The organism is Amycolatopsis sp. NPDC114484 (assembly GCF_055633755.1).
In genome coordinates this window covers 250924-273226 of the sequence record NZ_JBVKDQ010000009.1, presented here as the reverse complement: position 1 = coordinate 273226, position 22303 = coordinate 250924, and the positions used below count along the sequence as shown (strand labels likewise).

General features: G+C 70.8%; 20 protein-coding genes. 16 read left to right on the top strand and 4 right to left on the bottom strand.

What is annotated here, in order from left to right; genetic code table 11:
• Positions 1-40: 40 nt before the first annotated feature.
• Positions 41-1177, bottom strand: coding sequence for an RNA polymerase sigma factor (locus ACZ7SW_RS23580; protein ID WP_470232556.1), 1137 nt, complete (start codon positions 1175-1177; stop codon positions 41-43).
• Positions 1174-1581 carry a YciI family protein gene (locus ACZ7SW_RS23575; RefSeq protein ID WP_470232555.1) on the bottom strand — a complete coding sequence of 136 codons (408 nt, stop codon included), beginning with the start codon at positions 1579-1581 and terminating at the stop codon, positions 1174-1176. The genes ACZ7SW_RS23580 and ACZ7SW_RS23575 overlap by 4 nt, the downstream gene beginning before the upstream one ends.
• 204 nt (positions 1582-1785) lie before the next feature.
• On the opposite strand from ACZ7SW_RS23575, the gene ACZ7SW_RS23570 reads away from it, so the two are divergent.
• Positions 1786-3435 carry an MDR family MFS transporter gene (locus ACZ7SW_RS23570; protein ID WP_470232554.1) on the top strand — a complete coding sequence of 550 codons (1650 nt, stop codon included), beginning with the start codon at positions 1786-1788 and terminating at the stop codon, positions 3433-3435.
• A gap of 58 nt (positions 3436-3493) precedes the next feature.
• Here ACZ7SW_RS23570 and ACZ7SW_RS23565 read toward each other — a convergent pair whose 3' ends face one another.
• On the bottom strand, positions 3494-4012 hold the full coding sequence (locus ACZ7SW_RS23565) for an inorganic diphosphatase (protein WP_470232553.1): 519 nt from the start codon (positions 4010-4012) through the stop codon (positions 3494-3496).
• A 172-nt stretch (positions 4013-4184) separates the two neighbouring features.
• Between ACZ7SW_RS23565 and dacB the strand changes: the two genes are divergently transcribed.
• The 13 genes from dacB (at position 4185) to folK (ending at position 18657) form a co-directional block, all read left to right on the top strand.
• Entirely contained in the window at positions 4185-7310 is a 3126-nt protein-coding gene (gene dacB / locus ACZ7SW_RS23560) for a D-alanyl-D-alanine carboxypeptidase/D-alanyl-D-alanine endopeptidase (RefSeq protein WP_470232552.1), read from the top strand.
• 110 nt (positions 7311-7420) lie between these two features.
• Positions 7421-8437: a zinc-dependent metalloprotease gene (locus ACZ7SW_RS23555; protein WP_470232618.1), complete on the top strand. Its 1017-nt coding sequence runs from the start codon at positions 7421-7423 to the stop codon at positions 8435-8437.
• Complete coding sequence (gene tilS / locus ACZ7SW_RS23550) at positions 8434-9405, top strand: tRNA lysidine(34) synthetase TilS (RefSeq protein ID WP_470232551.1); 972 nt, start codon at positions 8434-8436, stop codon at positions 9403-9405. The genes ACZ7SW_RS23555 and tilS overlap by 4 nt, the downstream gene beginning before the upstream one ends.
• A 3-nt stretch (positions 9406-9408) precedes the next feature.
• Positions 9409-9963 carry a hypoxanthine phosphoribosyltransferase gene (gene hpt, locus ACZ7SW_RS23545; protein WP_037369179.1) on the top strand — a complete coding sequence of 185 codons (555 nt, stop codon included), beginning with the start codon at positions 9409-9411 and terminating at the stop codon, positions 9961-9963.
• A 161-nt stretch (positions 9964-10124) separates the two neighbouring features.
• Positions 10125-10493: a hypothetical protein gene (locus ACZ7SW_RS23540; RefSeq protein ID WP_067576922.1), complete on the top strand. Its 369-nt coding sequence runs from the start codon at positions 10125-10127 to the stop codon at positions 10491-10493.
• A gap of 23 nt (positions 10494-10516) precedes the next feature.
• The gene (locus ACZ7SW_RS23535) at positions 10517-11947 is read left to right on the top strand and encodes a hypothetical protein (RefSeq protein WP_470232550.1); all 1431 of its coding nucleotides are present in this window, start codon (positions 10517-10519) and stop codon (positions 11945-11947) included.
• Between the two features lie 80 nt (positions 11948-12027).
• Complete coding sequence (locus tag ACZ7SW_RS23530; RefSeq protein WP_470232549.1) at positions 12028-12831, top strand: ESX secretion-associated protein EspG; 804 nt, start codon at positions 12028-12030, stop codon at positions 12829-12831.
• A gap of 121 nt (positions 12832-12952) precedes the next feature.
• Entirely contained in the window at positions 12953-13774 is an 822-nt protein-coding gene (locus tag ACZ7SW_RS23525) for an ESX secretion-associated protein EspG (protein ID WP_470232548.1), read from the top strand.
• A gap of 206 nt (positions 13775-13980) precedes the next feature.
• Positions 13981-16395, top strand: coding sequence for an ATP-dependent zinc metalloprotease FtsH (ftsH, locus tag ACZ7SW_RS23520; protein WP_470232547.1), 2415 nt, complete (start codon positions 13981-13983; stop codon positions 16393-16395).
• Positions 16367-16981 carry a GTP cyclohydrolase I FolE gene (gene folE / locus ACZ7SW_RS23515; protein WP_470232546.1) on the top strand — a complete coding sequence of 205 codons (615 nt, stop codon included), beginning with the start codon at positions 16367-16369 and terminating at the stop codon, positions 16979-16981. The genes ftsH and folE overlap by 29 nt, the downstream gene beginning before the upstream one ends.
• 26 nt (positions 16982-17007) lie before the next feature.
• Complete coding sequence (gene folP, locus ACZ7SW_RS23510) at positions 17008-17814, top strand: dihydropteroate synthase (RefSeq protein ID WP_470232545.1); 807 nt, start codon at positions 17008-17010, stop codon at positions 17812-17814.
• Positions 17807-18166, top strand: coding sequence for a dihydroneopterin aldolase (gene folB, locus ACZ7SW_RS23505; RefSeq protein ID WP_406639317.1), 360 nt, complete (start codon positions 17807-17809; stop codon positions 18164-18166). The genes folP and folB overlap by 8 nt, the downstream gene beginning before the upstream one ends.
• Positions 18163-18657, top strand: a complete 495-nt coding sequence (folK, locus tag ACZ7SW_RS23500; RefSeq protein WP_470232544.1) for a 2-amino-4-hydroxy-6-hydroxymethyldihydropteridine diphosphokinase — start codon at positions 18163-18165, stop codon at positions 18655-18657. Before folB ends, folK begins: the two co-directional genes overlap by 4 nt.
• A gap of 16 nt (positions 18658-18673) precedes the next feature.
• Here the strand turns inward: folK and ACZ7SW_RS23495 are convergent, their stop codons facing one another.
• Positions 18674-19612 carry a helix-turn-helix domain-containing protein gene (locus tag ACZ7SW_RS23495; protein ID WP_470232543.1) on the bottom strand — a complete coding sequence of 313 codons (939 nt, stop codon included), beginning with the start codon at positions 19610-19612 and terminating at the stop codon, positions 18674-18676.
• Between the two features lie 70 nt (positions 19613-19682).
• On the opposite strand from ACZ7SW_RS23495, the gene ACZ7SW_RS23490 reads away from it, so the two are divergent.
• Both ACZ7SW_RS23490 and ACZ7SW_RS23485 read left to right on the top strand, forming a co-directional pair.
• Positions 19683-20135: a DUF3180 domain-containing protein gene (locus tag ACZ7SW_RS23490; RefSeq protein WP_470232542.1), complete on the top strand. Its 453-nt coding sequence runs from the start codon at positions 19683-19685 to the stop codon at positions 20133-20135.
• 69 nt (positions 20136-20204) lie between these two features.
• Entirely contained in the window at positions 20205-22172 is a 1968-nt protein-coding gene (locus ACZ7SW_RS23485; RefSeq protein ID WP_470232541.1) for a DUF6779 domain-containing protein, read from the top strand.
• Positions 22173-22303 lie beyond the last annotated feature (131 nt).

The following is a 22303-nucleotide window of genomic DNA, read 5'->3' as shown; positions in this document are numbered from 1 at the left end:
CCTCCTGAGTGGCGATCGCGGTGCTGACCGTGATCGCCACTCACGAGTGGTTGAGCCGGGCCGCTTGGCTGATCAGGTGATTGCGCTCGGCCACGTTGGGTGCTTTCCCCGCCGCCTCCCGATACAGCCGCGCAGCCGTGCCGATGTCTCCGTCGCGTTCGTGCAGGTAAGCCGCCACCGCGGTGTGTCGGGGCAGTTTGTCGTCCAGTTCCGACAGCGCCTTCAGCCCGGCGCGAGGTCCGTCCGCCTCGCCGACCGCGACCGCCCGGTTGAGCCGGACGATCGGGCTGTCGGTCAGCGCGAGAAGCTCGTCGTACCACTCGACGATCTGCACCCAGTCGGTTTCCTCCGCCGCGAGGGCGTCGGCGTGCAGCGCGGCGATCGCGGCTTGGGCCTGGTATTCGCCGAGCTGGTCGCGGGCCAGCGCCGCCTGCAGGATGTCGACGCCCTCGGCGATCAGCCGGGTGTCCCAAGCGCCGCGGTCCTGTTCGGCGAGCGGCACGAGGCTGCCGTCCGGCTTCGTCCGCGCGGCCCGGCGCGCGTGGTGCAGCAGCATCAACGCGAGCAGACCGGCCACCTCGGGATGGTCGAAACCCGCCGCGAGCTGCCGGGTCAGCCGGATGGCTTCGGCGGCGAGGTCGAGTTCGCCGGAGTAGCCCTCGTTGAACACCAGATACAGCACGCGCAGCACGGTCGCGACGTCGCCGGGCGCGTCGAACCGGACGTCGGACACCGTCCGCTTCGCGCGGCTGATCCGTTGCGCCATGGTCGCTTCCGGCACCAGATACGCCTGCGCGATCTGCTTCGTCGTCAACCCGCCGACCGCGCGCAAGGTGAGCGCGACGGCCGACGACGGCGTCAAAGACGGGTGTGCGCACAGGAAGTAGAGCTGGAGCGAATCGTCCACGGCGGACGCCGGACCGGGCTGCGGCTCGGCGTCGATCGCCACTTCCCGGCCCCGGCGCGAGAATTCCGACCGCGTGGCGTCGAGAAAGCGACGCCACGCGGCCGCGATGAGCCACGCCTTCGGATCGCGCGGCGGGTCGTCCCGCCACGCGTCCAGCGCGCGGATCAGCGCTTCCTGCACGGCATCCTCGGCCGACGCGAAATCCGCTCCGCGCCGGACGAGGATGCCGATCACCGCGGGCACGAGCTCCCGCAGCAACTCCTCGTTCATTCGGTCACCGAGGGCGTCACGCCGTAGCAGGGGCGCAGTTCGAGCCATTCGTGGATCGGCTTGCCACCCGCGCCGGGCGCCGCGGACAGCTCACCGGCCAGTTCGAGCGCGCGGTCGTAGCTGTCGACGTCGATGAGCATCCAGCCCGCGATGACGTCCTTCGTCTCGGCGAACGGCCCGTCGGTGACCGGCGGGCGGCCCTCGCCGTCGTAGCGGACGAAGGTGCCTTCCGGCGACAGCGCCTGCTCGCTGACGAACTCGCCGGTCTCCACGAGCCGATCCGCGAAGTCGCGCATGTACTGGATGTGGGCGGTGACCTCTTCGGGCGTCCACTGGTCCATGGGGACGTTGTTCACCGAAGCCGGCGCGCCGCGGTAGTGCTTGAGCAGCAGGTACTTGGCCATTGTGGTTCTCCTCCGTGCTGGTGGCGGCTCGTCGCCGTCACGTTCGCGCCAGGGACGGAGCCGGTCGCGCGTTCTCGACATCGCCCGGCAGGAGACTAGCGTCACACGATATTTGGTTGATGAATGCAAGCTTTTCGGGAACAGTTGTGACGAGCAAGTAGTTGAGGGATACAAGCAAGTACTCGGGCACTGAGGGAGACCACCATGAGCGACACCGCCACTGCGGAAGGGGGCGCCACCACGAACGGACGGCTTTCACACCGGCAGATCCTCACGGTTCTGTCCGGACTGATGCTCGGCATGTTCCTGGCGGCCCTCGACCAGACCATCGTGTCGTCGGCGATGAAGACCATCGCCGACGAACTGCACGGACAGAGCCTGCAGGCCTGGGCCACCACCGCCTACCTGATCACCGCGACGCTTTCCACGCCGCTGTACGGCAAGCTGTCCGACCTCTTCGGCCGCAAGCCGATGTACCTGACCGCGATCTCGCTGTTCCTCGCCGGTTCGCTGGCGAGCGCGATGGCCGGATCGATGTACGAACTGGCCGCGTTCCGCGCGTTCCAGGGCCTCGGCGCCGGCGGTCTGATGTCGCTCGCGCTGGCGATCATCACCGACATCACCTCGCCGCGGGAACGCAGCCGCTACCAGGGCTACTTCATGGCCGTGTTCGGCGTTTCGAGCGTCGCCGGCCCGGTCGTCGGCGGGTTCTTCGCCGGACTCGACTCGTTCGCCGGCCTCACCGGCTGGCGCTGGGTGTTCATGGTGAACGTCCCGATCGCGCTCGCCGCGCTGGTCGTCGTGAGCAAGGTGCTGAACCTCCCGCACACCCGCGTGGACCAGAAGGTCGACTTCCTCGGAGCCGGCGCGCTGACGCTGGGCCTCGTGCCGCTGCTGCTCGTCGCCGAGCAGGGTCGCGAATGGGGCTGGGGTTCGCCCGCGTCGCTGGCGATGTACCTGGTCGGCGCGCTCGGCGTGGTGTTGTTCATCCTGCAGGAACGCCGGATGGGCGACGCCGCCCTGCTGCCGCTGCGGCTGTTCCGCAACGGGGTGTTCCGGGTGTCGACGCTGGTCACTGTCATCCAGGGCATCGGGATGTTCGGCGCGATGATGTCGCTGCCGCTGTACCTGCAGATCGTCAAGGGAGCGACGCCGACCCAGGCCGGGCTGCAGATGCTGCCGCTCACCCTCGGGATCATGGTCGCGAGCCTCGGCAGCGGCCGGATCATCGCCCGGACCGGCCGGTACAAGGGCTTCGCGGTCGCCGGACTCGGCCTGATGGCCGCGGCGGTGTACGCGTTCTCGATGATCGGCGTGGACACCGCGCTCGGAGTGGTCATGGCCATCGCGTTCGTGCTCGGACTGGGCCTCGGCTCGACCATGCAGACGCTGACCCTGGCCGCCACGAACGACGTCTCGCCCCGCGACATCGGCGTCGCGACCTCGTCGGTCACGTTCTTCCGGCAGATCGGCGGCACGGCGGGCACCGCGGTGTTCCTGTCGATCCTGTTCAGCACGGTCGGCGACCGGATCGCGGCGGCGGTCCGCTCGGCGACGGCCTCCCCGGCCTACACCGCGGCGCTGGCGCAGCACCCGGAGTTCGCGCGGCAGATGGCGGGCGGCGGGCTCGACGTGAACGACACCTCGTTCCTGTCGACGCTCGACCCGGTGCTCGCCCGGCCGATCCTGGAAGGGTTCTCCAGCTCGATGAGCACGGTGTTCCTGATCGGCGGCGCGGTGCTGACCGTCGGGTTCGCGCTGGTCTGGCTGCTGCGGGAGAAGCCGCTTTCGGACAAGTCGGCGATGGAGCAGCGCGCCGAGCAGGAAGCGAGCGAACTGGCCCTCGCGGGCTGATCGGCCAGTAAAAAGGGGCCGTCCACCAGAGAAGGTGGACGGCCCCTTTTCGCGTGGCTCAGTGGTGCTCCGCGCCGTCGATCTCTTCCTTGGCGAGGCGGTCCTTCTCGCGCTCGTACGAGCGGGTGATCTCGGCCTCGGCCTCGTTGCGGCCCACCCAGGAGGAGCCCTCGACGCTCTTGCCCGGCTCGAGGTCCTTGTAGACCTCGAAGAAGTGCTGGATCTCGAGCTTGTGGAACTCGTTCAGGTGGTGGATGTCGCGCAGGTGCTCAAGGCGCGGGTCGTTCGTCGGAACGGCGAGGACCTTGTCGTCCGGGCCCTTCTCGTCGGTCATCCGGAACATGCCGATCGCGCGGCAGCGGATCAGGCAGCCGGGGAACGTCGGCTCCTGGACCAGCACGAGCACGTCGAGCGGGTCGCCGTCCTGGCCGAGCGTGTCGTCGATGAAGCCGTAGTCGGCCGGGTACTGGGTCGCGGTGAACAGGGTCCGGTCGAGCTTGATCCGACCGGTCTTGTGATCGACCTCGTACTTGTTGCGCTCCCCCTTGGGGATTTCGATCGTGACGTCGAATTCCACGGCCGTCCTCGCTGCTTCTCGAATCTCGGTGTCCCACGCGCTCGTGGGCGGCAACCTAATGACCTCGTTGACGTCACTAGTGTGGACTACGCCCCATCGGCGGGTCGCGCCGATGTCGGCCAGACGGCATGTGACCTTGGCCCCTCCGGGGGCGGGTGAGAAGGAGTGGTGGGTGCCGGAAAACGACCAGCCGAGGTGGCCCACGGGCGATGAGGACACCTCGTCCGCAACGGACCGGGCGACCTCCCGCCTCCCCCTGCCCAAGCGCGACGCGGGAGCCACCGCGCAGCTTTCCGTGCCGAACGTCACACCGGGAGAGGGGCCGGGATCGTGGTTCAAGCCGAACGTCCCGCCGGAGGAGGTCCCCGGGCTCAACGCGCCCTCGGACGCTCCCGCCTCGCCGCCGGAACCGCCCCGCTCGAACCTGGCCGACCGGATGAGCGGCGCGTCGGCGCCCGGGTCTTCCGGCCGCGCTGAGGAGCCGAAGCCGCAGGCCCCGTGGGTGCCGGTGGAGGGGCCGACCCGGTTCGTGGCCGGGGTGCCGCGGCCCGGCGACAACGCGGGCCGTCCGGACGCCGAGGCGACGGTGCAGTCCTCGACGGTCGATTCCGCGGAGGGGGCCGCGGAGGAGACTTTCCAGGTTTCGCAGCAGCGGCCGAGGCCGTCCGCGGAGGAGACTTCCCAGGTTTCGCGGCAACAGTCCAGGCCGTTCGCGGCGGGGGCCGCGGAACAGACCGTCCGGGCGCAGCCGAACGTTTCGGCTGGTCAGCCTGGCAACCAGGAGTCCTCGCCCGCGTGGCAGGCCGCGCGGAAGCCGGGGAACTCGCTGTTCGAGCCCGCCGGAGCTGGTTCGGGGGCGTCGGGCGATGGGCAGGGGTGGAATCCGTTCCAGTCTGGCCAGTCTGGCCAGTCCGCTGGGCCTGCCGAAGCCGCGGGGAAGCCGGGGCAGCAGTTCGCCGCGTTCCGGGACGAAAACCCTGGAACGGGCGAAAACAACCAGGGCTGGGCGGCGTTCCGCCCGATCGTCGCGCGGGACGAGCAGGGGGAGGAACCGCCCAAGGAGGGCTGGACCGCCTTCCGCAACGAGTCCGGCGAATCGGCTGCCGCTGGACCCTCCGACCAGGCGCAGGGGCGAGGCAACGCGCAACCGGGTCGTGGCGGGGACGACCGGACTGGCTTCCGGGGCGAACCCGCTGGCCCCGGCTCGGCTCAGCCCGGCCGCGCTGGTGACGGATCGGCGGAGAACTGGCCCGGCTACCGCGGCGAAACCGGCCCGGCCCCGGGGCCCGCGGCCGCTCGGCTCAATCCGGGACAGTCTGGCCGAGCCGGGAATGAGTCGCAGGAAAGCTGGGCTGCCAGCGCCAGCCCGGGTCAGTCTGGCCGTTCCGGGAGCGAGTCGCAGGAAAGCTGGGCTGCCAGCGCCAACTCGGGTCAGTCCAGCCGCCCCGGGAATGAGTTGCAGGAAAACCGGGCTTCCAGCGCCAACCCAGGTCAGTCCGGCCGTCCCGGGAACGAGTCTCAGGCGAACCGGAACGAATCCGGATCCGAGCCGTGGTCGCAGCAGATCGAGATCCCCGTCCGTCCCGGGCTGCCCGAACCGCAGCCCGGCACCGTCCCGCCCGCGGGGGCGGGGCACGTGCGGCCGATGCGGATCGACCCGCACGGTGGGCAGTTCCCGGCGGAGGCGACCGTCGGGATCCCGCGTCCGGCCGGAGGCTTCCCCGTCGCACCTGATGCGCGGCAGGGGCCGTCCGAGGCGACCGTCGGCATTCCCGCGCCCGCGGAAGGCTTCGCGGAACGCCCAGGTCCGGAGCAGATTCCGCCGCGCGCCGCCGTGGAGCCCCCGGAGCCTCCCGCTGGTGGCGGGCCGATTCCGCCGCAGGGCGACGAGCCTCGTCCCGAGGGGAAGAAGCCGCGGCGGAAGGTGTTGATCCTGGCGCTCGTCGTGCTGCTTCTGCTGGCCGCCGCGGGTGGTGCGTCGGCCGTGCCTGCCGTGTCCAACCGGCTTGGGCTGCCGTGGGCGCCGAACGCGCCGAAGGGCAGCGAGCCAGACCCCGCCGACGCCAGCCTCGCGCTGCACGGCCCGGACACCTCCGCACAGGGACCCTCCGCGAACGGCGTTGCCTCGAAACTGTCCGGTCCCGCCGGTGCGGCAGCGCTCTCCCAGCTCAGCGGCAGTGTGATCGACCCGGCCAACGGCGCCGTGCTGTGGGACCACGCGTCGAACACGCCGCTGACCCCGGCGTCGACCACGAAGATCCTCACCGTCTCCGCCGCGCTGCTCGCGATGGAGCCGACGAAGCGGATCTCCACCAAGATCGTCCAGGGCGCGCAGCCGGGCACGGTCGTCATCGTCGGCGGCGGCGACCCGTCGCTCACCGCGCTGCCGGTCGGCACCGATTCGCCGCTCTACCCGGGCGCGGCGCACGTCGACGACCTCGTCAACCAGGTCAAGAAGGCCGGCGGAACCGTCACGAAGGTCCAGCTCGACGCGAGCGCCTTCAGCGGTCCGAACACCGCGCCGGGCTGGGAACCGGGCGACGCGCCGTCGCTGTACGGCGCTCCGATCGTCCCGGCCATGACCGACGGCGGACGCGGCAACCCGAAGGCCGACGAGACTATGCGCTCGGGCAACCCGGGAACCACGCTCACCCAGCTCGTCGCGGACAAGCTCGGCGCGTCCCCGGCCGGGGCCGCCAAGGCTCCCGAAGGCGCGAAGGTGCTCGGCGAAGTCCAGTCGGCTCCGCTGCCGGACCTCGCGTACGCGCTGCTGCAGATCTCCGACAACGTGCTCGCCGACTCGCTCGGCCGCCAGGTCGCGATGGCCACCGGCGGGGAAGCGTCGTTCGCCGGTGCGTCCGCCGCGGTGAAGAAGGTGTTGGCAGACCACGGTTTCGACGTCAACGGCCTTCAGCTGTTCGACACCAGCGGACTGTCCAATCAGAACAAGGTGCCCGCCAGGCTGCTGGCGCAGGTGCTCGCCGCGGCGGCCGGTCCGGACGGCAAGGACCCGAACACGCCGAAGCTGCGTCCGCTGCTGGCCGGGCTGCCGGTCGCGGGCAGCCCGGAAGGCACGCTGCACGGCCGGTACCACTCGGGCGAAACCCAAGGGGGCAGGGGCTGGGTGCGGGCCAAGACCGGCACGCTCACCGGCGTCAACACCCTCGCCGGGTATGTGCTCGACAGCGACAACCGCGTGCTCGCCTTCGCGTTCATGTCCAACGGCTCGGACAAGAACTCGGGACAGGCGGCGCTCGACGTGCTGGCGACGGCGTTGCGGGGCTGCGGCTGCAAGTAGCCCGGCACTGGGCCGACTCGCTGAACCCGCTCGGCTGAACTGCCCACGATTCCGGACCGGAAGGTAGCGTCGGAAGGGTGAGCCAGGAAACCGAGACCCGACGGCGGCCCATGGTCGACTGGGACCGGGCGGCCGCCACCGGCGCGCTGCTGGTGCGCGGCGGCCCGCAGGTCGCCCGTGGCGAGGCCGACCGCGCGGTGGTCGACCTGCGAGAGCTGACCGCCGAGGCGGAGGAGCACGTCCGCGAGCTGACCGGACTCGGCCGGGACCTGCCGCTGCTGCCCGGCACCGTGGTGGACCGGCCCGGCTGGGTCCGGTCCGCGGCGTCCGGTCTCGGCGTGCTCACCGGCCGCGCGCTGCCCGCGGCCCAAGGCGGTCCGCTCGGCCCGATCCTGGCGTCCGGGGCGGGCGTGCAGACCGGGCTGCTGCTCGCGTTCCTGGCGTCCCGCGTGCTCGGCCAGTACGACCCGTTCGGCGGCCCCGAGAACAAGGGCGAACTGCTGCTCGTCGCGCCGAACGTGGTGGCCGCCGAGCGCGCGCTGAAGGTGCCCGCGCGCGATTTCCGGCTGTGGGTCTGCCTGCACGAATGCACGCACCGGCTGCAGTTCACCGCGGTGCCGTGGCTGCGCGACTACTTCGCCGACGAGGTCGAACGGCTCGTGTCCGGGCTCGCGGAGAGTTCCACCGACGGTCTGGCCGAGCTGGTCGGCAGGCTGCCCGACGCGCTGCGCAACCGCGGCAAGGGCGGCGGCATCGCGGAGCTGTTGCAGTCGCCGAAGGAGCGTTCGGTTTTCGACCGGCTGCTGGCGTTGTCCACGCTGCTGGAAGGCCACGCGGACTACGTGATGGACGCGGTCGGCCCGCAGGTCGTGCCCAGCGTCGAACAGATCCGGGCCCGGTTCACCGCGCGTCGCCAGGGCGGCGGGCTTTTCGACCGGCTGCTGCGCGCGGTGCTCGGTCTCGACGCGAAGATCCGCCAGTACGAGGAAGGCGCGAAGTTCACGCGGCACGTGGTCGACGCGGTCGGGATGGACGGGTTCAACAAGGTTTGGCGCTCGCCGAACACGTTGCCGACCCGCGCCGAGATCGCCGACCCAGCGGCCTGGGTGCGGCGACTGCACGGGTGAGCGCGCTCGCCGCGGTCCGGACAGCGGTCCGCGATTTCCTCGGGACGGTCGCTGTTCCCGGCGAAGTGTGCGTCGCGGTGTCGGGCGGCGCGGACTCTCTAGCGCTCGCTGAAGCGACGGCGTACGTCCTTCGGCACCGAGACGTCCGTACGCGGGCACTCGTCGTTGACCATGGCCTTCAGGCCGATTCAGCCGTCGTTGCCGCCGAAGCGGCGACAGCCGTGAAGGGCGTCGGCATCGACGTCGTCGAGGTGCACGCTGTGCACGTCGTGGGCAAAGGCGGTCCCGAAGCAGCCGCGCGCGCCGCGAGGTACCACGCGCTGCGCGAAGCGTTGCCAAACGGCGAAGGGCTCGTACTGCTCGGCCACACCCAAGACGACCAAGCGGAGACAGTGCTGCTCGGTCTAGGCCGTGGCTCCGGACCGAGGTCGTTGGCCGGCATGCGTCCGCACGATCCGCCGTGGGGCCGTCCGCTGCTCGGCGTCACTCGCGCGCAAACCGTTGAGGCGTGCGCGGAACTCGGCCTAACGCCGTGGCAAGACCCGCACAATGCTGATCCGCGCTTCACCCGCGTACGGCTGCGTACGGAAGCACTGCCACTGCTGGAGGACGTGCTGTCGGGTGGAGTCGCTCCAGCTTTAGCCCGTACGGCCGCGCAGCTGCGCGAAGACACCGAGGCGTTGGACACACTCGCCGCGCGCGTGCACGAGCGCGCGGCCCGCGAAGACGACCTCGACGTAGCCGTCCTCGCGGCCGAGCCCGCTGCGCTGCGCAGACGGGTTCTCCGCAGGTGGCTGCTGGACTCCGGGGTCCGCGAGCTCACCGACGCGCACCTGCGTTCGGTCGACGCGCTCGTGGCCCGTTGGCGGGGTCAGGGCGGGGTCTGGCTGCCAGGCAACTTGGAGGCTCGACGGCGGCGTGGCAGGCTTTCGCTTGCCGGACCCGAACCCACCACCCGAGGGGAATGACCCGTGTACGAGGGCGAGATCGCCTCCGTGCTCATCACCGAGCAGCAGATCAAAGACAAGATCGCGGAGCTGGCGGCGAAGATCGCCGCGGACCACCCGGAAAACGGCCAGGGCGACCTCCTCCTGGTCGGAGTCCTCAAGGGCGCCGTCATGTTCATGACCGACTTCGCGCGGGCGCTTCCGGTGCCGACGCAGCTGGAGTTCATGGCCGTGTCGTCCTACGGGTCGTCGACCTCGTCGTCGGGGGTGGTGCGGATCTTGAAGGACCTCGACCGCGACATCGCCGGGCGCGACGTGCTCATCGTCGAGGACATCGTCGACTCCGGGCTCACCCTGTCTTGGCTGCTGAAGAACCTGGCGAGCCGGAACCCGGCCTCGCTCGAGGTCGTCTCGCTGCTGCGCAAGCCGGAAGCCGTGAAGGTCGAGGTGCCGGTCAAGTACATCGGCTTCGACATCCCCAACGAGTTCGTCGTGGGCTACGGCCTCGACTACGCCGAGCGCTACCGCGACCTGCCCTACATCGGGACGCTCGATCCGCACGTCTACACGTCCGGATAGTCCGGTTCGAGGTAATCCTTTCGGGTGCGGAACCCAGAAGCCCGAAATCGCGTCATAGGGCTCGACCAGGTGCGTTAACCTATGCGAAGACCTATTGCCATGCGGACGAGTGACACCAGCCGACGGGCTGGTCCTCGCGCGGGGGAACGGAGAGAGGGCAGATGGGCAACAACAGCTCGGCGGATGCCGCGGCGTTCAAGAACGCCGCTGTCAACGGCCAGGTCGGAATCGACCCGGACGCCGCGCAGACCGTGCTGAAGAAGATCCGGACCGGTCGGGACGCGGTCGAAGCTCTCCTGAACAGCGCGGGCACGCTCGCGCAGCCGCCGAAGCTCGGCGCGAACCCGGTCGGCAAGGCGATGGCGACCAAGTTCGTGCAGCGCGCCGACGGCGGCGGCGACTCCTACTCGTCCGCGCTGCAGAACCTGCTCGGCCAGTACCAGGCCGCGGAGGAAGGCATCGTCGCGGCGATGGCCCGCTACCACGAGATCGACCAGTCCGCCGGCGACCCGTTCCGCAACAAGGCCTGACGTCCTAGGGGGATCACGCAGTCATGGCACCGAACACCAACACCTCGGCCCCGGGCGGCTCCGTCCCGGACGGATCGGGCTACAACACCTCCGGCTACGGCACGTCGTCCTCGGTCCCCGCGCCCGGCTCCGCCGTCGCGATGGGCTCGAACTCGACCGCCAACGACATCGTCGCGTCCGCGCGCAGCAGCTCCGGCGGCTTCGAGATCGGCGGCGACCGCGCCATCGGCAACCCGCCGAACTGGCAGTCGCAGGAAAGCCACCAGCTCTACGTCGGCGCGACCACGGACAACGACCCGGGCACCGCCGAGTCGACCGGGCAGCACTGGACCAAGCACGGCACCGAGCTGAAGCAGGCGTCCGACGACCTGTACAACGCGATCACCGAACTGGGCAACGTCTGGGTCGGGCACGGCGCGGCGGGTGCGCAGGGCGCGCTCGTGGCGATCGCCAACTCGGGCACGCAGGCGTCTGACGCCGCGCACACGATGGCCGACCGGCTCGCCCGGCAGGCCGCCGCGGCCGCCGAGGTCAAGAAGATGCCCGCCCCGCGCGACTACGACCCGAAGCAGGCCATGACGGCCGCGCTCGCGGGCGGCCCGGCGGCGCTGGCCGCGGACCAGAAGGCGCAGGCGGACGCCGCGAACGACGTCAAGGCGCAGCAGGTCGCGTTCTTCAACGCCTACACCCAGGCGATGAGCGAGGTCGACGGCTCGACCCCGAGCTTCGGCCCGGATTCGCTCGGCATGAAGCCGACCGCGAACCACTTCAACGGCAACTCGTTCAACAACGTCAACAACATCGGCCACACCGACGGTCCGGGCGCACTCGGTTCCCCGGCCAGCTTCGGCACGGTCGGCGCGCACGGCGTGGCAGGCGGCGCTGGCGTCGCCGGGCACGGCGCTCCGGCGCACGTCTCGGCCGACTCGGGCAAGTACGGCACCTCCGGTCTCGAGGGCGGCTCGCTCGCCGGCGGTGCCGGCGTGGGCGTGGGCGCCGGAGCTGGTTCCGGCGTCGGCGCGGCCCCGGTCGCTCCGGCCGCGCCCGCGAGCACGGGCGGCAGCGGGCTCGGTTCCGCGCTCGGCCTCGGCGCCATCGGCGCGGGCGCCGGATTCGCCGGCGGCAAGCTCGGCGAGGGCAACCGCAGCGGTTCGCGCAAGGACGAGGAAGGCAAGACCTCCGCGGCGTCCGAGCACCAGAGCGGGCAGAGCGCCGCGTCGGCGGCTCCGCAGCAGCAGGGCGTGGTCCCGGCGGGCGGCACCATCGGCCAGTCCCAGGGCGGCATGAGCCCGATGGGCGGTATGGGCGGTGCGGGCGCGCACGGCGCGGGCGAAGAGGACGAGGAGCACACGCACGCTTCGTTCCTCATCGAGCCGGACCCGGACGACGCGTTCGGGGCCAACGAGGCCACCCCGCCGCCGGTCATCGGCGCGTGGTCGGACGACGACAACTGACGCAGTGCTCGCGGGCGCGTGACCGGAAGCGGTCACGCGCCCGCGAGCGTTCGCAAACACTCGGGGTAGGGGGTTGGTCGATGCCGAACGCGGAGCTGCTCGCACCGATCGAGGTGGACTTCCTGTGGGAGTCGGCCGGGTTGGGCGAGCTGCCGTATCCGCTGCGGATCCGTTCGCACGGCGCGACGATGGACGAGCGCTCGGCGCTGCGCACGCGCACGCTCGGCGCACTGGCCGACCGGGGGCTCGCGGACGATCGCGGCAGGCCCGCCCCGCACGTCGAGGACTACTTCGGCATCCTCGCCTCGCCGGACGTCAGCCTCGACACCGTCCAGCTGCTCGACCCGAACGGCGAACCGCTGCTCGCGGTCGCGGGCAGCGCCAACGGCGAGGGCCTGTTCGCCGTGCAGGACCAGCGCGGGCTGCACCTGCACCCGTGCGCGCCGGACGGCCTGGCCACGGCGATCATTTCGCTCCTGCCGGGCGCTCCGCGCGGTACGGAGAAGTCGATCACGGTGCCGCTGGAGCAGCTGGTCGGCGCGTCCGGAGTCGACTTCATGCAGCGGCGCGGCAACCAGGTCGACGCCTCCGGCCGCGCGAGCGTCGACGAGGACCGCAAGGCTCTCGCCCGGCTGCACGCCCAGCAGCGCCTGCGCGGCGGCCAGATCGGCGCGAACGCCCGCAACCGGCTCGGCGGCCGCAGCCGGTCGACGGTGCTGAGCTGGTTCGACACCGAAACCGGACGGTACTTCACGCAGGCCAGCCAGGGCCACGACGGACGCGACTGGATCACCATCGCCCCCGCGGACCCGGCGACCTTGCGGCACCGGCTCGGCGAAATGCTCGCCGGGGTGGCCGACCAGGCCAGCGCGGGCGCGTTCTGACCCTGCCCGCCGTGGCACGGGGGGCAGTCGCCGAGCCCGATGGGGCCTTGCGGGGCTTGAAGACTGCCGATCCGGCGCTACGCTGGCGGGAAATCGTTGACCGGAGGGTGAGCAGCACCGGATGCACCAAGAGTTCTTCTCGCCGCTGGCATTCGACTTCCTGTGGGAGTCGGCGGAGCTGGGCGAGCTGCCCTATCCGCTGCGCGTGCGCTCGCACGGCGCGACCGAGGACGAGCGCGTGTCGCTGCGGCACCGGGTCGACACCGAGCTGAAGGCCCGCGGCGTCCGCGACTCGCGCGGCCGGCTCGAGCCCGCCGCCGAGGACTGGCTGACCTTGCTCGCGCGTGCCCCGCACTCCATCGACGCGCTGCACATCCCGCAGTTCGAGGCGCATCCGGTCGCGCTGCTCGCCGCGGGCGACGAGCGCACCGGCGTGGTCGCGATCCAGGACGCGGACGGCATCTGGCTGCGCGAGATCCAGCCGGACGCGCTGGTGTCCACGATCGTCGAGCTGCTGCCGGGCGGCCCGCGCGGCAGTGAGGCGTCGATCACTCTTCCGCTGGACGAGGCGCTGCACACCCAGCCGATCCGGGTGCCGGTCGCCGCGGGCGGCGGTCAGCCCGAGGAAAAGGGCGGACGGCGGGCGAAGCGCCAGTCGCTCAGCGAGCGCGCCACCGTCGATCCGCGCGAGACCTACGCGCTCATCGCGGGCCAGCCGCGGCTGCGCGGCGGTCAGCTTGCAGCGAACAGCCGGTCCCAGTTGGGAAGCAGGCAGCGGTCCCGGGTTCTCGGCTGGTTCGACACCGCCACCGGACGGTATTTGAGCTTGTCGAGGGCGGGTTCGGACGGTCGCGAATGGGTCACCGTCGCCCCGGCGGACCCGGCCACGCTGCGGAGCAGGCTGGGTGAAATGGTGGCTTCGGTGGCGGTGGACACCCGATAGCCGGGTGACGTGCCGCCCGGTACCGGGAACCCTCGCGCGGGATTGGCCGTTGACCTGCGAGAGGCTCGCCAGGCTTCCCCGCCCGTCCGGACGGTACCCTGGTGGGACGGGTGCCCTGCGGCGCCCAAGGGTTGTCAAGATCGCGATGGCGGGTATCACAAGAGCCGCCCAACCAGGGAGGGTCGAGGCCGCAAGGGCCGAGTCGTATGAACCGGAAGAGCGTGCTCAGGAACCCACTGCTGTGGATCGTCGCGGGGTTGCTGGCGTTGTTCGCCTACAACACGATCTTCGACAGCGATCGTGGCTACACCCAAGCTCCTATCTCCACGGCGATGCAGCAGGTCAAGGCTGGACACGTCAAGGAAGCGAGCCTCGAGGACAAGGAGCAGCAGCTCAAACTGCTGCTCACGCAGAAGATCGACATCGACGGCCAGCAGACCGATCAGGTCGTCGCGCAGTTCCCCGGCGGTGCGACCGACGACATCTACAAAGAGCTCCTCGGTGCGAACGTCGACAACCAGGCGAACCATCCGATCAAGTTCACCACCAAGGTAACCCAGCAGAGCCTGCTGACCCAGATCCTGATCTTCGCGATCCCGCTGGCGCTGGTGCTCGGCCTGTTGATGTGGATGATGAACAACGCACAGGGCGGTGGGAACCGCGTCCTGAATTTCGGCAAATCGAAGGCGAAGCAGCTCAACAAGGACATGCCGAAGACGACCTTCGGCGACGTCGCGGGCGCTGACGAAGCGGTCGAAGAGCTGTTCGAGATCAAGGACTTCCTGCAGAACCCGGCGCGCTACCAGGCGCTCGGCGCGAAGATCCCGAAGGGCGTTCTGCTCTACGGGCCGCCCGGCACCGGTAAGACGCTGCTCGCGCGTGCTGTCGCGGGCGAGGCGGGCGTGCCGTTCTACACGATCTCCGGTTCGGACTTCGTCGAGATGTTCGTCGGTGTCGGTGCTTCGCGAGTGCGTGACCTGTTCGAGCAGGCGAAGCAGAACGCGCCGTGCATCATCTTCGTGGACGAGATCGACGCGGTCGGCCGCCAGCGCGGCGCCGGCCTCGGCGGCGGCCACGACGAGCGCGAGCAGACGCTGAACCAGCTGCTGGTCGAGATGGACGGCTTCGACGCCCGCGGCGGCATCATCCTGATCGCGGCCACCAACCGGCCGGACATCCTGGACCCGGCGCTGCTGCGCCCGGGCCGGTTCGACCGGCAGATCCCGGTGTCCGCGCCGGACCTGCTCGGCCGCAAGGCGATCCTCGAGGTGCACGCCAAGGGCAAGCCGATCGCGCAGGGCACCGACCTGACCGGGCTGGCCAAGCGCACCGTCGGCATGTCCGGTGCGGACCTGGCGAACGTGCTGAACGAGGCCGCGCTGCTCACCGCCCGCGAGAACGGGCACGTGATCACCGATGTCGCGCTCGAGGAATCGGTCGACCGGGTGGTCGGCGGTCCCGCGCGCAAGAGCCGGATCATCTCCGAGAAGGAGAAGAAGATCACCGCCTACCACGAGGGCGGGCACGCGCTCGCCGCGTGGGCGATGCCGGACATCGAACCGGTGTACAAGCTGACGATCCTGCCGCGCGGCCGTACCGGCGGGCACGCCCTGCTGGTGCCGGAGGACGACAAGCAGCTGATGACCCGGTCGGAGATGATCGGCCGGCTGGTGTTCGCGATGGGCGGCCGCACGGCGGAGGAACTCGTCTTCCACGAGCCCACTACCGGTGCGTCCTCGGACATCGAGCAGGCGACGAAGATCGCCCGCGCGATGGTCACCGAATACGGCATGAGTGCGCGCCTGGGCGCGGTGAAGTACGGCCAGGAGCAGGGTGACCCGTTCCTCGGCCGGTCCGCGGGCCGCCAGGCCGACTACTCGCTCGAGGTGGCGCACGAGATCGACGAGGAGGTGCGCAAGCTCATCGAGACCGCGCACACCGAGGCGTGGCACGTGCTGAACACCTACCGCGACGTGCTCGACAACCTGGTCATGGAGCTGCTGGAGAAGGAAACGCTGCAGCGCAAGGACCTCGAGCGGATCTTCGCGACCGTCGAGAAGCGCCCGCACATCACCGTCTTCAACGAGTTCGGCGAGCGCACGCCGTCGGACAAGCCGCCGATCAAGACCCCGGGCGAGCTGGCGATGGAGCGCGGCGAGCCGTGGCCCCCGCCCGCTCCGGAGAAGGAGAAGCCTGCTCTGCAGCCCGCTCCGACCCCGGTCGGCACCGCCCCGGGTGCGGGCGAGCTTCCCGGCGGCCCGCCGTATCAGGCCCCGGACCCGAACGCGAACCCGTACGCCCCGCCGGCCAACGGCGGACGTCCGGCGGGCGGGCCGAACGGTGCCGGCCGCTGGGGCCAGCCGTATGGTGGTCCGCAGCAGCCGGGCGGTCCGGCAGGCGGCGGCTACCAGCCCGGTGGCCCGGGCGGTGCGCAGAGCGGACCGCCGAACTACGGGGCGCCTCCGGGCTGGACCCCGGCGACGTCCCCGGGCGGCCAGCAGCCGTGGCGCCCCGCCGAAGACCGTCCGCGTGAGCAGGGCTGGTTCGCCGACGGCGCGAACGGCCAGCAGCCGGACGAGGGGCAGCATCGGCGTGACGTCGACGGATCAGACAAGCAGTAAAGACGGCATCCGCCCGGTCTTCGATCAGGACCGGGCGGAGCGCGCCGTTCGCGAGCTGCTGCTCGCCTGCGGCGAAGACCCGGATCGGGACGGTCTCCAGGACACCCCGGCCCGGGTCGCTCGCGCTTACCAGGAGATGTTCGCCGGCCTCTACACCGATCCGGACGAGGTGCTGGCGCGGACGTTCGACGAATCGCACGAGGAGCTCGTGCTCGTCACGGACATCCCGATGTATTCCAACTGCGAACACCACCTCCTGCCGTTCCACGGAGTAGCCCACGTCGGCTACATCCCGAACGGCGAGGGCAAGGTCACCGGGCTGTCGAAGCTCGCCCGGCTGGTCGATCTCTACGCTCGCCGCCCGCAGGTGCAGGAGCGGCTCACCTCCCAGGTCGCTGACGCGCTGGTCCGGAAGCTGGAGCCGCGCGGGGTGATCGTGGTCGTCGAGGCCGAGCATTTGTGCATGTCGGTGCGCGGGATTCGGAAGCCCGGTGCGCGGACCACCACGTCGGCGGTGCGCGGGATGCTGCGGTCGTCGGCGACGTCGCGTGCCGAGGCGATCGAGCTGATCCGGGGGCGCCGGTGATCCCCCGGCCGGGGCGGTGCGCCGTGATGGGCGTGCTGAACGTGACGCCGGATTCCTTTTCCGACGGCGGCCGGTACCTCGACCTCGACCAGGCGCTGGAGCACGCGCGCGAGATGTGGGCGCGCGGCGCGGACCTGATCGACGTCGGCGGCGAGTCGACGCGGCCGGGTGCCTCGCGGGTCGACGCGGAGACCGAGGCCGCGCGCGTTCTGCCGGTGATCCGGCAGCTGGCTTCCGAAGGCGTCGTGCTGTCGGTCGACACCACGCGGGCCGCGGTCGCGGAAGCCGCGGTGGCGGCCGGGGCGAAGGTGATCAACGACGTGTCCGGTGGGCTCGCCGACCCGGCGATGGGGCGGGTCGCGGCGGAAACCAAGGTGCCGTGGGTGTTGATGCACTGGCGCGGGCACAGCAAGGACATGAACGCGCTGGCCACGTATGCCGACGTCGTCGCCGAAGTGCGCGGCGAGCTGCTGCAACGGGTCGACGAGGCGATCGCGGCTGGGGTTTCCGAGAGCGAGATCGTGCTCGACCCCGGCCTCGGGTTCGCGAAGCACGCGGAGCACGACTGGGCGTTGCTGCACGGGCTGAATTCGTTGCTGGACTTGGGTTTCCCGGTTTTGGTGGGTGCTTCGCGCAAACGTTTCCTCGGCCGGCTGCTGTCCGGAAAGGACGGTGTGCCGAGGCCGCCGGACGGCCGCGAGATCGCCACCGCGTCGCTCTCGGCGCTCGCCGCCGCGGCCGGTGCGTGGGGGGTGCGGGTGCACGAGGTGGGGGCTTCACTGGACGCCGTGGCGGTGGCCGCGGCCTGGCAGCAAGGACGGGCCGATGGCTGACCGCATCACGCTCACTGGACTGCGCGTGTTCGGCCGACATGGCGTCTTCGACCACGAGAAGCGCGACGGGCAGGAATTCGGCATCGACATCGTCGCGTGGCTCGACCTCGGGCCCGCCGCGGCGTCGGACGACCTGACCAAGACGCTGCACTACGGCGAACTGGCCGAGCTGGCGGCGGGGATCGTCGCCGGGGAGCCCTACGACCTGATCGAGAGCGTCGCCGGGAAGATCGCCGACGAGGTCATGCGCGACGACCGGCTGACCGCCGTCGAGGTCACCGTGCACAAGCCGTCCGCGCCGATTCCGCTGACCTTCGACGACGTCGCGGTCACCATCCGGCGGGAGCGGTGAGCCGCGCGGTCCTGTCGCTGGGCTCAAACCTCGGTGATCGGCTCGGCTACCTGCGCAGTGCGGTCGACGCGGTGCGCCCGGCGCTCGTCGCGGTGTCCGGGGTGTACGAGACGAAAGCCTGGGGCGTCGAGGACCAGCCGGATTTCCTGAACGCGCTGTGCGTCGTCGACGACCCGGCGCGCGACCACTGGGCGTGGCTGCGCGCCGGGCAGGCTGCCGAACAGGCGGCGGGCCGGGTGCGCGAACTGCGCTGGGGCCCGCGCACCCTCGATGTCGACATAGTGACAGTGCAGGGCGTGACGTCCGACGATCCGGAGCTGCTCCTGCCGCACCCCGGGACCCCGGACCGGGCGAGCGTGCTGATCCCGTGGCTCGAGATCGACCCGGACGCCGAGGTCCCCGGGCACGGCCGGGCCGCCGACTTGCTCGCCCGGTTGCCGGAGGCCGACCGGGCGGGCGTCGTCCTGCGGCCCGACCTGACCCTCGTCTAGTCCGGGCTGTCCCCGCTTACGAGACCCGCAGCGCCGCCAGCAGGAACTGCACCTCGTCCTGCCTGCTGGGGATAGCGGGCCAGCCGTTGATCGTGGCGAGCAACTGCCAGTACCGCTCGGCGCGCGGATCCGCCCCGACAGCGATTCCGTCGGCCATCTTGTAACGGACCTCCGGGTCGGCCGGGTCCTGGTCCGGCCGGGCCGAGGCGGTCGCGATCGCGTCCGCCAGCGCCCGTCCGGCCGGGGAGTCCGGCGCGTGGCCCGCGTCGAGCGCGGACCGGGCGTCGGTCATCCAGGCCGCCCAGTTTTCCTGCTGGGCCTTCGACGGCCGCTCGTACTCGCCTGCTTCCCGCGCGGTCGAATGCCGCTCGCTCATCGTGCGGATGGACTGCCGGAATCCGGGGTCCCGCACGAGTTCGGCGAATTCGATCCAGGCCTCCAGCTGTTCCGGAGCCGGATCATCCGGAAGATCCGGTTTCGCCGACTGCATTCGCGCGTAGAACTCGGGATCGACATCGAGCCCTTCCATCATCTCGGACCAGAACTCATCCACCAAACGGCGGCGTTCCTCATCCGGCATTTGGGCGATTCGATTCATCAGTTTCACTTCCTCCAGCTCGGAATCCCGTTTCAGCACCGCGCGCAATACCGCGCGGCGCAGCCGCAACCGCCGGATCTGCTCGTCGAGGGCGTCGACGTGGCTCGTCGCCAGGTCGCGCACCGTCGTCTCGCGCGCCAGTGCGCGGGAGACCTCGGGCAGGCCGATGCCCAGCTCGCGCAGCGTCCGCACCAGCTCCAGCCGGGCGAGCGCGTGCGCGTCGTACAGCCGGTAGCCGGCGTCGGTCCGCTGCGTGGGCGGGAGCAGGCCCTCGTCGGAGTAGAACCGGATGGTCTTCACCGGCAGCCCGGTGCGCCGGGACAGTTCGCCGATCGTGAAGACCGTGGTGGCAGGCATGTCAGGCATCGTGGAGTCTCCAGTCGCTGGAGAGTCAAGCCTGCCAGAACGGGCTCGGTACGGTGGACACATGCACTTCACGCGGTCCCGGGACCTGGTCGTGGCCGCGGTCCTCGGCCTCGCCGTGGTCTACGTGCTGTTCCAGGCCGCTTACGGCGATCTGCCGCGGCTGCCGTTGCTCGCCGGCGTGACCTTCGCGGTGCTCGCGATCGCCGAGGCCGGATTGGCCCTTTCGATCCGGTCGCGGATCAAGTCGGGCCGGGTGCACGGCAACGCGGTCGGGATCGCAAGGGCGGTGGCGCTGGCGAAGGCGTCGTCGCTGGCCGGGGCGTTTCTCGGCGGCGGCTGGCTCGCTGCGTTCGGCTACGTTTTCCCGCGACGTGACGAACTCGTCGCCGCGGTCTCCGACAGCAAGTCGGCGGTCGTCGGGACGGTGTCGTCGGCGCTGCTCGTAGCTGCCGGTTTATGGCTCGAGCACTGCTGCCGGACGCCACCGGAGGACCGTCGGGGGACGACCGGTTAACGCGTCGATGGCGCCGCTCGAAGTACCGACTAGGTCTCATTCGGATCACCGGAAGGTACGGTGTCAGGCATGACTGGCGTGGGTGACGACTCGCACGGCCGCCGCCCTGGCAGGCCGTGGCTTGTCGTCGGATTGCTCCTCGCCGTCGGCGCCACCCTCGCATTGGTGCTCAGCGACGACCTCCGGTACCTCCGGCTCGGGATCGTCGCGGCGCTCTGGGCTGCCCTGATCGGTGCCTTTCTAGCTGTCCGGGCCCGCAAGAACGCGGCGCACAGCGAGGACGCGGTCGCCGAGGCGCAGGCGGTGTACGAACTGGAGCTGGAACGCGAGATCGCGGCCCGGCGGGAATACGAACTCGAACTCGAGACGGAAACGCGCGAGGCCGCGCAAGCACAGTCGCGCGAAGAATTGGATGCGCTGCGTACCGAAGTGGCTGCGCTGCGCGAAAGCCTGCAATCGCTGTTCGGCGGCGAGGTGCTGCTCGAACGCGTCGCGCTCACCGCACAGGCGACCCGGATGCGCTCGCTGAACGACGAGCAGCGGCTCGTTTCCGCTGGTGCGGAAACCAAGAACGGCAATGGCAAGAAACCGGCTCAGCTGCTCGCTCCGAAGAAGCAGGTGGTCGATGTTCCGGAGCGGCCGACCGAATTCATGGACCGAGTGCTCGACGCGACGCCCGCGGAGCGTCGCCGGGCGCCGGTGAACGGCGGTTCGAACGGGGCCGCGAAGACCAATGGCGCCAATGGGACTTCCGGTGCGAATGGCTCGATCAGCGCTGGACTGAACGGTTCCGGACTGAACGGTTCCGGCCGCAACGGCGACCGGTCGACCCAGCTGCGCACCCAGCAGATGCCGCGCCTCAAGCCGAAGCGTCCGGAACCGCCCGCCGAGCCGGAGCCGTTCGAGGACGACGTCGAGGCGGAGAGCCCGGCCCCGCGCGGTGGCCGCGATTCTCGGGCCAGCCTGGCGGAGGCGTTCGTGCCCCGCGGCAGCTCGGGTCCGCACGAGGGACGCGCCAGTGTGGCGGACGCTTTCGCCGCGCGTGAGCCGCGCAACGGCGCGCCGGAACCGCACGCTGAGCGGCCGCCCGCTCGCGGTGGTGCACCGGAGCCGCAGGCCGGTCCTCGTGGTGGCGCGGCGAAACCGCGCGGTGATCGTGCGCCGGAGCCGTATGAAGCCGAGCGTCGTTCGGCGGCCGATTCTGGTTCGCATGTGCTTCCGGAAGCGTTTGAACAGGACGTTGTCGAGCGTGGGCAACGCAATGTGACTGAGCCGTTGCCTCGCGAGGCTGACCGGGTTCGTGAGCCGCGTGGCTCGTTCAGCCAGGGCACGCGAGCTGCTCGGCCGCAGAACGACGCGCCGGAGCCGCCTCGTCGGCCGGTCGAGGCGCAGCCGACCCGGACTGTGCCGCCGGTGAGCAAGCCGGAGCCGCCGGTCAAGGAGGAGCGTCCGGCGCCCCGGTTGGCGGCGCGGCCCGCTCCGCAGCGGGCTGAGGAGCGTCCGGAACCCGCCGCGATTTCCCGGCCCGCTGAACCGGTCGCGCACCGGCACGCGGAGCCTGCCCCGAAGAAGTCGGAGAAACCTGTGCCGGAGAAGGAAACCGCGGCTGAGCCGCCGACGCGCGCGCCGTCTCGGCTGGAGCAGTTCTCTCGGTCGGATCTGTCGCCGTTGGCGGAGGACACGCCTACTGGACGGCATGGGGCGCCGGGGGCGGACGCGGTGAATTCGACGTTGCCGGAATCGGTGCGCAGCGCGGTCGGCAGTGGGGCTGGGGGGCGGCGGCGTCGGCCGGAGGCCGAGGCTGAGTCTGCTTCGGCTCCGGTGCCGGGTGGGCGTCGGCGGCGGCCGGAGGGGGAGCCTCCTGCTTGGGAGGCGTCTGCTGAGGAGAGTGCGGAGGAAGAGTCTCCGCACGGGCGGCGGGCTGCGGAGGCGTCGTCGGCTGGGCACCATGCGTCTGGGCGGTCGGTTACGGAATTGCTTGCGGCTAATGGGAAGACGGAGGGGAGTCCTCGGCGGCGTCGGCGGGCTGAGGATTGATGTCGGCGGTGGGGGCTCGTCGCCTGGCGGCGACATTGCGGCCTCGGTTGCGTGGGGCACCCCGAAGCTGATTGTGACTACGGCGCGGGGGTGCTTGTCAAGGCGGGAAAGATGCCTTGACAAGCACCCCC

Coding starts and splice junctions, on each gene's coding strand:
- ACZ7SW_RS23580 (WP_470232556.1), bottom strand. CDS start 1,177: ATGAACGAGGAGTTGCTGCGGGAGCTCGTGCCCGCGGTGATCGGCATC.
- ACZ7SW_RS23575 (WP_470232555.1), bottom strand. CDS start 1,581: ATGGCCAAGTACCTGCTGCTCAAGCACTACCGCGGCGCGCCGGCTTCG.
- ACZ7SW_RS23570 (WP_470232554.1), top strand. CDS start 1,786: ATGAGCGACACCGCCACTGCGGAAGGGGGCGCCACCACGAACGGACGG.
- ACZ7SW_RS23555 (WP_470232618.1), top strand. CDS start 7,421: ATGGTCGACTGGGACCGGGCGGCCGCCACCGGCGCGCTGCTGGTGCGC.
- ACZ7SW_RS23540 (WP_067576922.1), top strand. CDS start 10,125: ATGGGCAACAACAGCTCGGCGGATGCCGCGGCGTTCAAGAACGCCGCT.
- ACZ7SW_RS23535 (WP_470232550.1), top strand. CDS start 10,517: ATGGCACCGAACACCAACACCTCGGCCCCGGGCGGCTCCGTCCCGGAC.
- ACZ7SW_RS23530 (WP_470232549.1), top strand. CDS start 12,028: ATGCCGAACGCGGAGCTGCTCGCACCGATCGAGGTGGACTTCCTGTGG.
- ACZ7SW_RS23525 (WP_470232548.1), top strand. CDS start 12,953: ATGCACCAAGAGTTCTTCTCGCCGCTGGCATTCGACTTCCTGTGGGAG.
- ftsH (WP_470232547.1), top strand. CDS start 13,981: ATGAACCGGAAGAGCGTGCTCAGGAACCCACTGCTGTGGATCGTCGCG.
- folP (WP_470232545.1), top strand. CDS start 17,008: ATGGGCGTGCTGAACGTGACGCCGGATTCCTTTTCCGACGGCGGCCGG.
- folB (WP_406639317.1), top strand. CDS start 17,807: ATGGCTGACCGCATCACGCTCACTGGACTGCGCGTGTTCGGCCGACAT.
- ACZ7SW_RS23495 (WP_470232543.1), bottom strand. CDS start 19,612: ATGCCTGCCACCACGGTCTTCACGATCGGCGAACTGTCCCGGCGCACC.
- ACZ7SW_RS23490 (WP_470232542.1), top strand. CDS start 19,683: ATGCACTTCACGCGGTCCCGGGACCTGGTCGTGGCCGCGGTCCTCGGC.
- ACZ7SW_RS23485 (WP_470232541.1), top strand. CDS start 20,205: ATGACTGGCGTGGGTGACGACTCGCACGGCCGCCGCCCTGGCAGGCCG.